Source organism: Vagococcus lutrae (genome assembly GCF_023299185.1).
In the GTDB taxonomy this organism is placed as follows: domain Bacteria; phylum Bacillota; class Bacilli; order Lactobacillales; family Vagococcaceae; genus Vagococcus_A; species Vagococcus_A lutrae.
Window position 1 is genome coordinate 1,567,514 of sequence record NZ_CP097017.1, and the last position, 13,314, is coordinate 1,580,827.

Genomic DNA, 13,314 nt, shown 5'->3' on the forward strand with positions numbered 1-13,314 from the left:
ATGAGTAATAAGCGCTATTACTGGCTGAAGTTGAATGAAAATTTTTTTGAAGATGACACAGTTACCTGGTTAGAAGAACAAGATAACGGCAAAGATTATGTCATTTTTTATCTAAAGCTTTGTTTAAAATCTATTAGCAACGAAGGTTATTTAGTCCGCTACGTCGGGGAAAAACTGATTCCTTACGATATAAACGCTTTATCTAAGCTAACAAATACATCTGTTGACACAGTTGCAGTCGCGATGAAGACTTTTCTCGACATTGGATTAGTAACAAGACTCGAAACAGGTGAGATATACATGAATCAAATTAATGAAATGATTGGGAATGAAACAGAATCGGCTAGAAGAATGAGAAAAAAGCGAACATTAGATGCTACTAAAAATGAACGATTAGAAGCTCCGTCACATTGTGCGAACAATGTTCAAAAATGTGACACAGAGATAGAGAAAGAGAAAGAGTTAGATATAGATAAAGAGATAGATAAAGATATATCGTCCGGCAAAGCCGAACCGCCTATCCCTTATGAAAAAATTATGAATTACTTTAATTCAAAAACTAAAAAAAATCTAAAACATACAACAGGAAAGACTAGAGCATTGATTAAAGCTAGATGGAATGAAGGTTTCAGACTAGATGACTTTAAAAAGGTTATCGACAATAAGTGCTTTGATTGGCTAGTGCCAGGAAAGAAATTCAGTAACGGAACTTTAACAAGTACTTACGTAAGGCCGTCTACGATTTTCGGACCTAAATTTGAGGAATATTTGAACGAAAATCAAGTGAAAGGAGCTAGTCAACGTGACACATCAGAATACGACAACTTTTTCTAACGTAGGTAATATGTTGCAAGAAAAATTGAAAGAAACTGACGAAATATGCCCCGTACATAAAATTAATCTAATTTCAGCTTTTGGAAGAGAACCTATCTGTATGGAGTGTAGCAAAGAAGATGTCGCTAAACGAGATAGAGAAATTGTAGATAAGGCGATGAAAGAGCATCTTAAACGCAAAACCTATCACTGGCTAGAGAGATATTCAGTATTTCTTGATGCGACTTTGAAGAAAGCTGGCTTTGATAGTTACAGAACAGACTGTGAAGAAACAGCCAGAAATAAAGAGCTAGCATTAAAGATTGCTAGAGAATACTTTGCAGGTGCAACATACAACACGATTTTCACAGGCAAGCCAGGAACAGGGAAAAGTCACTTGTCAATGAGCATGCTGAAAGTCGTGAATGAGCACAGTGATCATTACCGAAAATGCTTGTTTGTTTCAATTGATGAACTGATGCGCCGAATTAAAGACAGTTTCAATAACAAGGACAGTCGCTACACAGAGCAACGAATGATACAGCTTTTAACAGAAGCAGATTTATTAGTCATTGACGACTTAGGAGCAGAAGTAGGAGCGATCGACAGTGATAAAAGAGCCTCAAACTTCATAACCAAGACGCTGTACGCAATCGTCAACGGCCGTCAAGAGAAACCAACAATCATCACAACGAACTTAAACAGCCAGGAATTAACAAAAATGTATGATAGCAAGTTGATTTCAAGAATGTTCAGAGGAGCAGAAGGACATGTTATTTCATTCAAAGATACAAAAGACAAGCGGATAAACGTTGAATTTTAGGAGGATGACAATGTGTAATAAATGCTACGGCAGACACGCTCAATTTCAATCAAATGTAACAACAGGTATAACGACATTTAAAGAGTGTAACTGTGTCTCTATCGACGAACGTATCAAACTATCAGATGAACGAATTAAACGCACGAGAGAGCGAATGAGAGCCTTAAGAGAGCGTGATGTGAATGTTGTTCACGTATGACTTGCTAACAGGATATACAGATTATTTTGAGAGTATTGAAGATGTAGCGAAGTTTTGGGGAGTACGTATTGAAATCGTTCGCTACGTGCTCGATAAAGGCATAGTATTCATGGATTACATGATAGATGAAGTTTTGTAAAGGAGAATTGAATGACCAAATAGCAGCAGTAAGCTCACAAAAATTATATTCGCTAGATCCAAGAATTGAGATAGAAATACATAAACTGGGGGAAGATCAATGATTAAATTTTTATTACTAATCTTAAATATTCTATTCGTTTTTATAGTCGTGGGTATTCTGTTGGCCATCATTGCAGTGTTTATAAACGATAAAGAGGAGTAAAAGCATGAATCTAAAAGAATACAATCAAACTTATAACGATATGAAGCAAGTGATTGGGTCCGCAAGAAAGTATCAACGAGTAGCACGAGCGGTTTATATGAGTCCAAAGTTTTATAAAGAGTTTAATCGTGCGTATCAAACGTTCGTGTGTAAAGAATGGACGCGAAAGATAACAGATGTTGAAGGGGTTCCAATCATTATAAAGGAATTCGGCAAGAACTATGTTATTGATGAATCTTAGTTTAGTAAAAGGGGAAGGGAAACAATGAATGAGGAATTAGCAAAAAAAATAACATCAGAGGGCGACAGGAAAGAGTTTCAGTATAAAGGTTATCAATGTCTGATAAAAAGAGTTTCTGGAATGGGACATTTGTGCGGCTATGTATTTATACCATTTAAACATAAAAGATATGCGACAAATAGTCTTGAGAATGATTTAAAGGTTCATGGCGGCATCACATATTGTGACTGGCTGGAAGGTCAATGGGCGCTGGGGTTTGATTGTGCTCATTTTGGCGATTTAGTGCCGAACTTTAATTACACTCATACTATTTTTAATACTTATAGAGATATGAGATTTGTGCAAAGAGAATTAATAAATCTAGTAAAACAACTCAAAGCGGAGGAAGAAAGATAATGAGAACAGTTATACAAGGCAAAGAATTAACAATCACATTAAAAACGGATAGAGAGCTAACTACACAAGAAATTGTAATGGCACACCAATTGGCTACTGGAAACTTTGAAGCGTTGTTTGTAAGAGATGAAGCGGATGAAAAGAAATCCGAGCAACTCGAACAGCAAGAACCAGATAAATATAGTTTTGAAGAAAAAAAGAATGAATTGAAAGATACGGCGTACCTGTTCAAAGGAGATAAAGTGAAAGTTGATATTAATTGTCCTACTTGTAATTTTAAAGGAATTCGAAATTCAACGTGGGGGAACACTTTTAGTAAATGTCCTAACTGTAAAGAAAAGTTATACAACAGTTTTGCTACAGGAGTACCGGCTATAGAAGACGAAAATGGATGTGTGTATCACGCCAATAGCTTAATGCAGTTCAAACATGATAAAGAAGTTTACGAAAAGATGTTTTTAACAGAAAGCGAGGAAGAAACAAATGATTAATAATACGGTACTTGTTGGCCGTCTGACACGAGATCCGGATTTAAGATATACCAGTAACGGAATAGCGGCAGCAAGTTTCACATTGGCAGTAAACAGAAACTTTACTAATGCAAGCGGAGAAAGAGAAGCAGACTTCATTAATTGTGTGATATGGAGAAAAGCAGCAGAGAATCTAGCAAACTACGCAAGAAAAGGAACACTTATTGGAATCACAGGTCGGATCCAGACAAGAAATTATGAGAATCAGCAAGGCCAAAGAGTATACGTAACAGAAGTTGTTGCTGATAACTTTCAGTTGCTCGAAAAACGGCAAGATAACAGCGGTGGTGGCTACCAAAATAACCAACAGGGGAATTATAACCAAAACAATTTTAACAACACACAGAACCAAAATCAGACGTTTAGACAAAGTAGTATGCCTGGACTGGATGAAAGAGGTTTTAATACAGATAGTGAACCATTTGGACGTAGTAACAAGATTGAAATTAATGATGATGACTTGCCATTTTAAGGAGGTAAAGCATGTTTAAAATAATAGATACACAGCGCGAATCACTTATTATCAATGAACGGAAGGGGATGTTCTGTGTAGTAGAACGACAGGACGCAAAAGAGTTCGCTAAGCGATATAAATGTTCTGTGAAAACAAAAAGAGAAATTTATCAAGATATAGAAATGTTAATTGGATCAGGCAAGAAACAAATACCATTACACGAATTTATGAACGAATTAGAGAGGTAGTGAAAGTTATGAGTTTAGGAGTCAATATTTTTGTCGGTATATTATTAGTTTTGGTCGGCTATGGAGTCGGGCTTGAGGAAGGCCGAAAAAAGGAGCGGGAGGAACGGAATGACTAAAAAGAAATCGAAAATTAAAAAGAAGAAGCGCAGGCTAGAGGCAAAGGCAATCGCAAACGGTACACAAAATAAAAGGAAGTGACGCATTGAGAGCAGGAACGAAAGCGAAACTACAGGAAATCTTATTTGATTATCCGTATTATGATGCACAAATTGAGCGACTAGAAGACTGCAAGAAAAGGGATGTCATGATCGAACGCAAAGAAGCGATTACAAGACTACTGAATAAAAGCGGGAATGATAGCTTGAGAGATGCTATTAGACTCTATTATTTTTCAAAGCCCCGTCGGTATACCTGGCAAGGGGTAGCGTTTGAATGTGGCATGCATCCAAGTCAACTAAGTAGAGCACACACTGAATTTTTATATAAACTCGCAAAAGAATTAGGAGAAATGTAAAAAAGTCAATAGAAAATCAATAAATAGTCAATAAATAGTCAATTTTGAGTCAATTTTTAGTCAATAAATAGTCAATTCCAGACTCACGATTCATCTTACAATGATGAAAGAAGGGGTCTAGCTTCCGAAACTCGGAGGGAGGACAGAGAACTAGCTCATTCGCTGGTTCTTTTTTTATTTAAGAGGAGGTGAGGTCGTGGCAAAGAAGAAACCCAAAATGGGACCACGTGGAAAATACTTAGATTGGATAACGCCGGAAGGTCTATTGAAAATTGAAGGGTGGGCACGAGATGGCCTCACCGATGAACAAATAGCTCATAACATTGGTATACGACGTCCTACTTTGTACGAATGGAAGAAAAAGTATTCTAACATTTCTGACGCCTTAAAGAGAGGTAAAGAAGTTGTTGATAGGCAAGTGGAAAACGCACTGTTTAAAAATGCAAGTGGTTACTATTACGACGAAGTGACGAAAGAACCGGACGAAAACGGAAAATTAATAGTTACAAAGGTAGTTAGGAAACACGCGCCGCCAAACACAACCGCTCAAATCTTTTGGTTGAAGAATCGCAAGCGTACTGAATGGCGTGACCGACACGAAACAGAAGTCACAGGCAATCTCAATGTGGCCAATATTGCGACAGAGATTGACAACTATTTGAACGGTAATAACAAATGAACGCACAGCAAAAACGTTACTTAGATTTAATCAAGACAGAGCCTTATAAGTTTGGTCACTGGGTAGGCTTTATGGATTTAACCGAACTACATAACGAATGGCTTAAATCGTTTCTATTTGATAAAGATGATCAAACACTATTGGCCCATCGTGGATCATATAAGACGACTGCCCTGGCATTGGCTATTGCATTGATGATTGTATTATTTCCCAATTTGAATATTATCTTTTTCCGTAAGACAGACACAGACGTAATCGAGATAGTTAAGCAGGTATCAAAGATTTTACAAAGCGACCATATCCGAAAGCTTGTTTTTGTTTTATACGGTATTGAGTTAGTCCTGGTAAAAGACACAAACGGTGAAATAGATACTAACCTGCATACCAACTCAAAAGGAACATCTCAATTAGTCGGTATGGGTATCAATACATCGATTACAGGGAAACACGCAGACATCGTTATAACGGATGACATTGTTAACGTAGTTGACCGTGTAAGTCGTGCGGAACGTGAAAGAACTAAACTTCAATACCAGGAACTACAGAACGTTAAGAACCGTGGCGGACGTTTCATTAACACCGGGACACCGTGGCACAAGGAAGATACCATCTCAATGATGCCTAACGTGAAGAAATTCGATTGTTACTCAACAGGACTAATCAGCAAGGAACAATTGCAGGCATTAAGAGATAGCATGACACCTTCACTATTCGCAGCTAACTACGAGCTACGACACATCGCCAACGAAGACGCAATGTTCACGGCACCGACCTACATTGACAAGGCATCGGCAATATACGACGGTTTATGTCATATTGACGCAGCATACGGCGGTAAAGATGGGACAGCCTTCACAATCATTAAAGAAACTGATAAAGGCTTTGTAGCATATGGCAAGCGTTGGAACAAGCATGTGGATGATTGTATCGATGAAATCATTGCATTACATACGCACTACCGCGCAGGCACTGTGTATGCCGAAACGAACGCAGATAAAGGTTATCTAGCTAAAGCATTACGCGATAGAGGATTGTTTGTCGAGGACTACCATGAGAACCAAAACAAAATGATTAAGATTGCAACGTACCTAAGAAAGTACTGGAAGCAAATCGAATGGATAGACGATACTGACCCGGACTACATGAGCGAGGTACTCGACTACACCGAAAACGCCGAACACGACGACGCACCGGACAGTGCCGCAAGTTTAATCAGACAAATTAAGTCGCGAACCAAGTGGCTGTATTAGAAAGGAGGTCAAGCATGGATAAAAATCAATTATTGAGTGATAACCCGAAGACAATTGCCGAAGGATTGCAAGCGGCTATTGCACAAGATAGGTCATCTCCAGCGAAGGAACAAGCTAGGGAAGGCGTCCGGTATTACGACGGAGTACATGACATCTTAAAGAACCGTGTGTTTTATATTGATGATAATGGCGTGCTTCGCGAGGATAAGTTCGCTTCAAACATTCGAATACCTCATCAATTCCTAACGGAGCAAGTGGACCAGAAAACACAATACCTATTATCCAATGATATGGCGTTTGAAACGGAAGATGAAACACTAAATACATATTTAGAAGAATACTACGACGAGGACTTTCAATTGTTCCTTCAGGAAGTGGTGGAGGGTGGAAGTCAGAAAGGGTTTGAATATGTCTACGCACGAACAAATTCAAATGACCGCTTATGCTTCCAGGTGGCTGATTCGCTATGCGTGTTCCCTATTTACAATGACGCAAATGAATTAGAACGCTTATGTCGTCACTACGATAAAGAGATTTACAAGGAAGGCAAAGCAATCACTATAACTATTGCCGAAGTGTGGGACGACAAGCAAACGTGGTACTTCAAAGCGGAAAAAGGAAAAGCATTTAAAGTTGATGCCGAACGAGAGATGAACCCGAAACCGCATATCGTCGCACAGAACGAAGTGGGAGAGAAGGCCAGTAGAGATTATGGTCAAATTCCTTTTTATCGTTACAAGAACAATCAGAAGGAGTTTTCAGACTTACGACCGATTAAAGCGCTAATCGATGACTACGACTTAATGAATGCTTTTATGAGTAACAACTTGCAAGACTTTGCAGAAGCAATCTACGTGGTATCAGGCTTCCAGGGCGACGATTTAAGCAAACTACGCCAAAACATCAAAGGCAAGAAAGTAGTCGGAACTGGGACAGGCGGTGGACTTGACATCAAAACCGTTACAATTCCAGTTGAAGGACGCAAAACCAAGATGGAGATTGACAAGGAAAACATCTACAAATTCGGTATGGCGTTTGATTCTACGCAGATTGGCGATGGAAACATTACAAACATTGTGATTAAAAGCCGCTACACACTTCTAAACATGAAAGCAAACAAAACAGAAGTCCGTCTTCAAGCAATGATGAAGTGGATAAATCAGATGGTAGTAGATGACATTAACCGGCGATATAACACGAGCTACAAAGCAAGCGAAGTTAAGTTCACATTCACTCGCGAGGTGATGGTCAATGAAAACGATCTGGTCAACAACGAAAAAGCAGAAGCTGAAACGAAACAGATTCTAATTAATACGATTCTAACTGCTGCCACCCGACTGGATGACGAAACTATTCTAAAACTTATCTGTGAACAGTTCGAACTCAACTGGGAGGAAGTACAAGAAGCTATCGAAACGCAAGAATACACAAGCGGCCTAGCAGACGACACAGACCCGGAGGAGGTGTTGATAAATGGCAACGGAGCTGAACAAGTGGCAGAAGGAACTGGAGCGGTTATCGGAGCGCAAGTATAAGGAAGTTGATAGCCAGTTATTCAATACATACAAAGACGCGCTGAAAGAAATTAAACAGCGTCTTCAAATGTATATCAACGCATACGATCAACTTTCTTTTTCTAAGCGGTTAGAAGTCGAGCGACTATTCAATGTGGCAAAAGAGATGGATAACATTCTAACGACGACCGGAGCAAAGGTGGAAGACATCATTAAAGATTACTCCACAGACCAAGCTATTCAAGGTTACAACGGAGTGTGGTACCAATTGGAGCAGTCACAAAACATCACAATGGGTATGCCCGTAATTAATCACGACTACATCGCAACGATTGTCAACAAACCAGTAGCAGGCAAGACGCTATCGAAACGCTTATACCAAAACTGCAAGAAATTAGCCAAGGTAACGTCTGACGCAATCATTAACGGCATGTTAAGCGGTGAAGGTTACAAAGTGATAGCTAAACGCATATCGGACCTAACGGAAGCCAGTTACAAACAATCATTAAGAATTGCTAGAACGGAAGCCGGACGAACGCAATCAATCACCACGCAAAAAGGCTACGAAGAATCGGAAAAGCTAGGAATCAAGATGGAGAAAACATGGCTTGCTACTCTAGATCGCAAGACTAGACATGATCACCAAATTCTTGATGGCCAAACTGTGGGGATCAAAAAAAAATTTAAGATACATAACTACGAAGCAGAAGGTCCGCGATTATTCGGAGTAGCTAAAGAGGACGTCAACTGCCGCTGCACAACGATTATCAAAGTGAATGGCATATCGCCCGAATTAAGAAAAGATAACGTTAATAAGGACTACGTGCCATTTATGAGCTACGAAGAATGGAGTAACAGCATGTGGGGCGCTAGGAACGCAGACTAGGAGGAAGCAATGACGCCATACGAAAAAGCAATGCTGAACGAATTAAAAGCGTTGCGCAAAGAGATACGTGATTTAAACAAAACGATAGCGAACCCATCAACGCTAGATTTTAACAACGTGGACGAAATGACCGACTGGACACCGTCACCAGAAGGCACTCCAGACGGACTAACAGAAATGATTAACGGTGTTAGAGTAAAACATTACGAATAAACAACCGACCTGAGCAAGTCGCTAAACTACTTAATTCGCTGATTGCCGAGCGTAAACGGCAAACCACACGTGATCCCGACCACGTAAAAAGGGTAGTGGCAAGGAGAAGACATGACATTTAAAGAGTATTTAACAGGCTTAGGGCTTAGCGAAGAACAAGTGAATTCAATTGTCGATGGCATGCCTGAAAATAAATTTTATATCGCAAACGAAGAAAACCTTGATACACGCTTAGCCAAGCTAAAAGAGCAAAAAGAACAAACTGATACAGAACTGGCCAATGCTAATAAGTTAGTCCAAGACTTGCAAAAAGCAGTCAAAGACAATGAGGACGCAACGGCCAAGATTACACAGTATCAACAAGAAGCTGCAGAAGCTAAAGCAAAACAAGCGGAAATCGAAAAGACATACGCATTGAAAGACGCATTACGTGAAGCAGGAGCAACAGACATCGAGTACATGATGTTTAAGTTAGGCGATGTTGAACTTGATGAGAACGGTGCAATCAAAGACCTGGAAAGTAAGGTTAAAGGTTTACAAGAGTCCAATCCTGACTGGTTCAAGGCGGCAGAGGCACCAAAAGAAGGTCAAGCCGGCTATAAGCCAATTGACACAAAACTAGAAGGCGGAGCAGCACCAACTCCAGAAGCAACAGCACTCGCTGCATTTGAAGCGGCAGTGGGTGTTCAAAACACATAGAAAAGAGGAAAAAGAAATGGCAAACACTTTAGAATACAGTAAAATTTTTCAACCAGTATTAGATAAACAAGTAGTGCAAGAGTCCACAACAGGTTGGATGGAAGCAAATGCAGGACAAGTAAAATACAACGGTGGGGATGAAGTTAAAATTCCATCAATGATCATGGACGGATTAGGAGATTACAATCGTCAAACGGGTTACGTTGATGGCGATGTAACGTTGACGTGGGACACACATAAATTAACACAAGACCGCGGTCGTCGATTCCATTTAGATGCGATGGAAGTGGACGAAACAAACTTTGTAGCAACTGCCGGAAGCGTAATGGGTGAGTTTCAACGTACGCAAGTAATCCCTGAAATTGATGCATTCCGTTACTCAAAAATCGCAACATTAGCAAAAGATGCAGGAAACAGCCGAGACATCGAACTGACAGAAGCAAACGCATTAGATGAATTATTTAAAGACTTAGCTACATTAGAAGATAAAATCGGTGAACAAAACAACGTGATTGTTACGTTAAACCCATTAATGATTCAGTTGTTAGCTAGCAACGAACGTTTCAAAAATTTAACAAGTGAAGCGGTATTGAAACAAGGCGGGTTAGATTTGCGCTTGACAGCAGTTAATGGCAACGCATTACGCAAAGTAGCTTCTAAGTTATTCAAATCAAAATTTGTTTTCCAAGATGGAAAGACTGGTGGCCAAGAAAAAGGTGGATTTGTAACTGCAGAAGGCGCACAAGACATTAACTGGTTAATCACAACACAAGACGCACCAGTCGCTGTCAGCAAAACAGATACAGTGCGCGTATTCGATCCGTTAACCAATCAAAGTGCCAACGCTTGGCGCATGGACTATCGCAAGTTCCATGACTTGTGGATTCCTAAAAACAAACTTGAGAAAGTGTACGCGAACTTCAAACCAACCGTAGGAGGTTAGTTCTATGATTTTAGTAAAAGACAATGTTGTAAAGATTAAAGAGGATGTTCGAGAAATCGAGCACCTCTTAGCTTTAGGTTATAAAGAAGTGAAGCCAGTGATTCAACAAGAAGAACCAACGCAAGAAGCGGACGAACAGGAACCGCAAGAAGAATCAACGCAGGAATTAACACGAAGCGAACTATTCGCAGCACTTAAAGAATTAGGAGTACCAGCGAAAGGCAATGCTTCGAACGTTGAACTCAAAGAATTATATGAAAAAGCAAAAGGCGAGTAATCAACGTCTTTCAAAGGGGTGGCAAAATGATTATTAGCTTAGAAGACGCAAGAAAAATCGATGAGAACATTACTCAAAATGATATAGATGCATACGAACAAATGGTCCGACAAATTACTAATAACAACTTTCAAAATTGGCGAGTTCGTTACTTGGGTTTTACGATTACGGACGAAAAAACAATCAATCTAGGGACTACCCCAGTAGGACTAAGGGTCGGCGACACCATTCAGATGAGCGATTCTAGTTATAACGACGGGTTGTACACGATAAAAGAAATCAGTGAGACGTTTATCACATGTGTAGAGCCTAATTTCTTTAACGGAACTTTTCCAACTGGCTTTATTACTAAGATTGAGTATCCAGCAGACATTCGCTACGGAGTGGAAGGCCTAATCAAATGGAACAAGGAAATGGGCGCCAAAATGGGCATTAAATCAGAAACCATCGCACGAATGAGCGTGACTTATTACGACGTAAACGCAAATGATAACTCACAAGGCTTCCCTGCAGCCAAACTCAACTTTCTCAAGAAGTACGAGAAAATGAGGTGGGGTTAATGTACGCACCACAAAAGTTAAAAGCGCAAAGCAAAGCACAAGTCGACGACGGTATCGGTGGGTTTAACGAATCGTGGAGCGATTACAAGAGTTTTGACGGTTACATAGACTTATTACAAGGGTCAGACCTAACCAACGTACAGAACGCTTTTATAGAGGAATCAACGCACGTCTTAATTATTCCGCAATATCAAGCAGGAATCACAGATGATATGCGGATCCTGGACAAATCAAACCGATGGTATGAAATCACGTACGCCGATGACCCGGTAAACATCCAACACCACAATGAACTTTATTTAAAGTTTGGAGGGGTGCTAGATGGCTAAAAGGTCAAAGTTTACATTCAAAAGCAACATCGGAACAGTTAAGAAACAAATGAAAGAAGCAAGCGAAGCTGGAATGGAAAAGGTGCTTTTGTTAATCGAATCAGCGGTTAAATCAGGTACGCCTGTTATGACTGGTGGGCTACGTGATTCTATTAACCACTTAATCAAGCAAACTGGCGGAAGAATCGAAGGCCAAGTCGGAACGCCGCTTCAATACGGAATTTACGTCGAGTTTGGAACCGGTGAATTCGCAGAAAACGGAGCCGGTCGTAAAGGTGGGTGGGTTTACCAAGACCCGTCCGGCGAATGGTTCTTCACTTGGGGGCAAGAACCACAGCGTTTCATGAGGAATGGATTCCGACAAAACAAGAACCAAGTAAAAGAAATTTTAGGCAATGAATATGGCGCCAGATTCAAGGGGAAGTGAGATAGATGATTGACTTACTAAAAACTCTGACAGCGATTCTCAAGGGAATTCACACGGAAATCTATCACGACAGAAACCGCAAAGAAAAAGTTGTCTATCCTTACGCAACCTTTGACTTTGACAGTGAAGCGATAGAACGCAATCAGGAAGGCTTTTACTTAGATATTGATGTGTTTGATTCAAATGCAAGCTACACACGCTTGTTCGAGCTAGAAATGAAATTAAAGGACGGTTTAATCTTTAGACGCGAATTGACGAATGAAGTAAACCTTATTTTCAGCTTTCTGGGCTCAAATAAAGTACCAACGAACGACGAAAATTTAAAACGTAGAAATTTAAGGTTTTACGTAAAAGTAGACTGGAGGAATAAATAATGGCATTACCAAAAACAGGTTATACAAAAAAGACAACCGAAAACTTTATCATTGACGCTGCTACTATCTTTACAGATTTTGAATACAGCGCAGAAGGTGGATTTACAGGTACTCCGTTAGGCGCAACAAGTGGTGGGGTAACAGTAAACATTGAACAAACGTACCGCAAGCCAGAAGTAGATGGAACATACATCATGGACGTCGTGGGATTGCAATTCATGGAGTCCGCAACAGCGACCGTTACCGCAAACTTAAAAGAATTAACAGCTGAGAACTTACGTCGTAGCTTAAACGGAACAATCAAGGAAGCAGACGCAGAAGACGCGCCGGCAGGATATAAAGTTATCAAAACTAAGCGCTATGTAGAAGAAGCAGACTATATTCCAACAATCGCAGTCGTCGGGATCCACAACGGAACGAAAAAGCCGGTTATTTTCCAATTAGATAATGGTTTGGTTACTAGTCCGTTAGAGATGGCCACAGAAGACAATAACGAAGCGACGGTTGAACAAACAATCACAGCACACGCAAGCTATGAGCAATTAGCTGCCGATGAATTCCCATGGAAAATCTTATTCCCTGACACAGTAGGAGGAGCTTAA

At 40.0% G+C, this 13,314-nt stretch carries 23 protein-coding genes; all 23 read left to right on the forward strand.

Translation table 11 applies throughout. The annotated features are described in order from the left end of the window. The 23 genes from M2919_RS07545 (at nt 1) to M2919_RS07655 (ending at nt 13,314) form a co-directional block, all read left to right on the forward strand. Nucleotides 1-834, forward strand: coding sequence for a conserved phage C-terminal domain-containing protein (locus M2919_RS07545; RefSeq protein WP_248848541.1), 834 nt, complete (start codon nt 1-3; stop codon nt 832-834). Next, nucleotides 803-1,636: an ATP-binding protein gene (locus M2919_RS07550; protein WP_248848542.1), complete on the forward strand. Its 834-nt coding sequence runs from the start codon at nt 803-805 to the stop codon at nt 1,634-1,636. Before M2919_RS07545 ends, M2919_RS07550 begins: the two co-directional genes overlap by 32 nt. A gap of 4 nt (nt 1,637-1,640) precedes the next feature. Continuing rightward, a complete protein-coding gene (locus M2919_RS07555) occupies nt 1,641-1,835 on the forward strand; it encodes a hypothetical protein (protein WP_248848543.1) in 195 nt (64 codons plus the stop codon). Beyond that, nucleotides 1,819-1,974 carry a hypothetical protein gene (locus M2919_RS07560; protein ID WP_248848544.1) on the forward strand — a complete coding sequence of 52 codons (156 nt, stop codon included), beginning with the start codon at nt 1,819-1,821 and terminating at the stop codon, nt 1,972-1,974. The genes M2919_RS07555 and M2919_RS07560 overlap by 17 nt, the downstream gene beginning before the upstream one ends. A gap of 208 nt (nt 1,975-2,182) precedes the next feature. Continuing rightward, nucleotides 2,183-2,419, forward strand: a complete 237-nt coding sequence (locus tag M2919_RS07565) for a hypothetical protein (protein WP_248848545.1) — start codon at nt 2,183-2,185, stop codon at nt 2,417-2,419. A gap of 24 nt (nt 2,420-2,443) precedes the next feature. Then, on the forward strand, nt 2,444-2,815 hold the full coding sequence (locus M2919_RS07570) for a hypothetical protein (RefSeq protein WP_248848546.1): 372 nt from the start codon (nt 2,444-2,446) through the stop codon (nt 2,813-2,815). Then, the gene (locus M2919_RS07575; protein WP_248848547.1) at nt 2,815-3,306 is read left to right on the forward strand and encodes a hypothetical protein; all 492 of its coding nucleotides are present in this window, start codon (nt 2,815-2,817) and stop codon (nt 3,304-3,306) included. Before M2919_RS07570 ends, M2919_RS07575 begins: the two co-directional genes overlap by 1 nt. After that, nucleotides 3,299-3,817, forward strand: coding sequence for a single-stranded DNA-binding protein (gene ssb, locus M2919_RS07580; protein WP_248848548.1), 519 nt, complete (start codon nt 3,299-3,301; stop codon nt 3,815-3,817). Before M2919_RS07575 ends, ssb begins: the two co-directional genes overlap by 8 nt. Nucleotides 3,818-3,828: 11 nt before the next feature. Next, on the forward strand, nt 3,829-4,047 hold the full coding sequence (locus M2919_RS07585) for a hypothetical protein (protein WP_248848549.1): 219 nt from the start codon (nt 3,829-3,831) through the stop codon (nt 4,045-4,047). A 202-nt stretch (nt 4,048-4,249) separates the two neighbouring features. After that, nucleotides 4,250-4,561, forward strand: coding sequence for a hypothetical protein (locus M2919_RS07590; protein ID WP_248848551.1), 312 nt, complete (start codon nt 4,250-4,252; stop codon nt 4,559-4,561). A 217-nt stretch (nt 4,562-4,778) separates the two neighbouring features. After that, entirely contained in the window at nt 4,779-5,240 is a 462-nt protein-coding gene (locus M2919_RS07595) for a helix-turn-helix domain-containing protein (RefSeq protein WP_248849494.1), read from the forward strand. After that, a complete protein-coding gene (locus tag M2919_RS07600; RefSeq protein WP_248848552.1) occupies nt 5,237-6,490 on the forward strand; it encodes a hypothetical protein in 1,254 nt (417 codons plus the stop codon). Before M2919_RS07595 ends, M2919_RS07600 begins: the two co-directional genes overlap by 4 nt. 14 nt (nt 6,491-6,504) lie before the next feature. Then, nucleotides 6,505-8,025: a phage portal protein gene (locus M2919_RS07605; protein WP_248848553.1), complete on the forward strand. Its 1,521-nt coding sequence runs from the start codon at nt 6,505-6,507 to the stop codon at nt 8,023-8,025. Beyond that, entirely contained in the window at nt 7,964-8,890 is a 927-nt protein-coding gene (locus M2919_RS07610; protein WP_248848554.1) for a phage minor head protein, read from the forward strand. The genes M2919_RS07605 and M2919_RS07610 overlap by 62 nt, the downstream gene beginning before the upstream one ends. A gap of 9 nt (nt 8,891-8,899) precedes the next feature. Continuing rightward, nucleotides 8,900-9,103, forward strand: a complete 204-nt coding sequence (locus M2919_RS07615; RefSeq protein ID WP_248848555.1) for a hypothetical protein — start codon at nt 8,900-8,902, stop codon at nt 9,101-9,103. Between the two features lie 111 nt (nt 9,104-9,214). Beyond that, nucleotides 9,215-9,802: a phage scaffolding protein gene (locus M2919_RS07620; protein ID WP_248848556.1), complete on the forward strand. Its 588-nt coding sequence runs from the start codon at nt 9,215-9,217 to the stop codon at nt 9,800-9,802. A 16-nt stretch (nt 9,803-9,818) separates the two neighbouring features. Then, complete coding sequence (locus M2919_RS07625) at nt 9,819-10,745, forward strand: hypothetical protein (RefSeq protein WP_248848557.1); 927 nt, start codon at nt 9,819-9,821, stop codon at nt 10,743-10,745. Between the two features lie 4 nt (nt 10,746-10,749). After that, a complete protein-coding gene (locus tag M2919_RS07630; protein ID WP_248848558.1) occupies nt 10,750-11,022 on the forward strand; it encodes a hypothetical protein in 273 nt (90 codons plus the stop codon). Between the two features lie 26 nt (nt 11,023-11,048). Continuing rightward, on the forward strand, nt 11,049-11,582 hold the full coding sequence (locus M2919_RS07635) for a hypothetical protein (RefSeq protein ID WP_248848559.1): 534 nt from the start codon (nt 11,049-11,051) through the stop codon (nt 11,580-11,582). Then, on the forward strand, nt 11,582-11,911 hold the full coding sequence (locus M2919_RS07640; RefSeq protein WP_248848560.1) for a phage head completion protein: 330 nt from the start codon (nt 11,582-11,584) through the stop codon (nt 11,909-11,911). Before M2919_RS07635 ends, M2919_RS07640 begins: the two co-directional genes overlap by 1 nt. Then, on the forward strand, nt 11,904-12,338 hold the full coding sequence (locus tag M2919_RS07645; RefSeq protein WP_248848561.1) for an HK97-gp10 family putative phage morphogenesis protein: 435 nt from the start codon (nt 11,904-11,906) through the stop codon (nt 12,336-12,338). The genes M2919_RS07640 and M2919_RS07645 overlap by 8 nt, the downstream gene beginning before the upstream one ends. Nucleotides 12,339-12,343: 5 nt before the next feature. After that, nucleotides 12,344-12,712, forward strand: a complete 369-nt coding sequence (locus tag M2919_RS07650) for a hypothetical protein (protein WP_248848562.1) — start codon at nt 12,344-12,346, stop codon at nt 12,710-12,712. Further along, nucleotides 12,712-13,314 (forward strand): hypothetical protein, encoded by a 603-nt coding sequence (locus M2919_RS07655; protein WP_248848563.1) that lies wholly within the window; start codon nt 12,712-12,714, stop codon nt 13,312-13,314. The genes M2919_RS07650 and M2919_RS07655 overlap by 1 nt, the downstream gene beginning before the upstream one ends.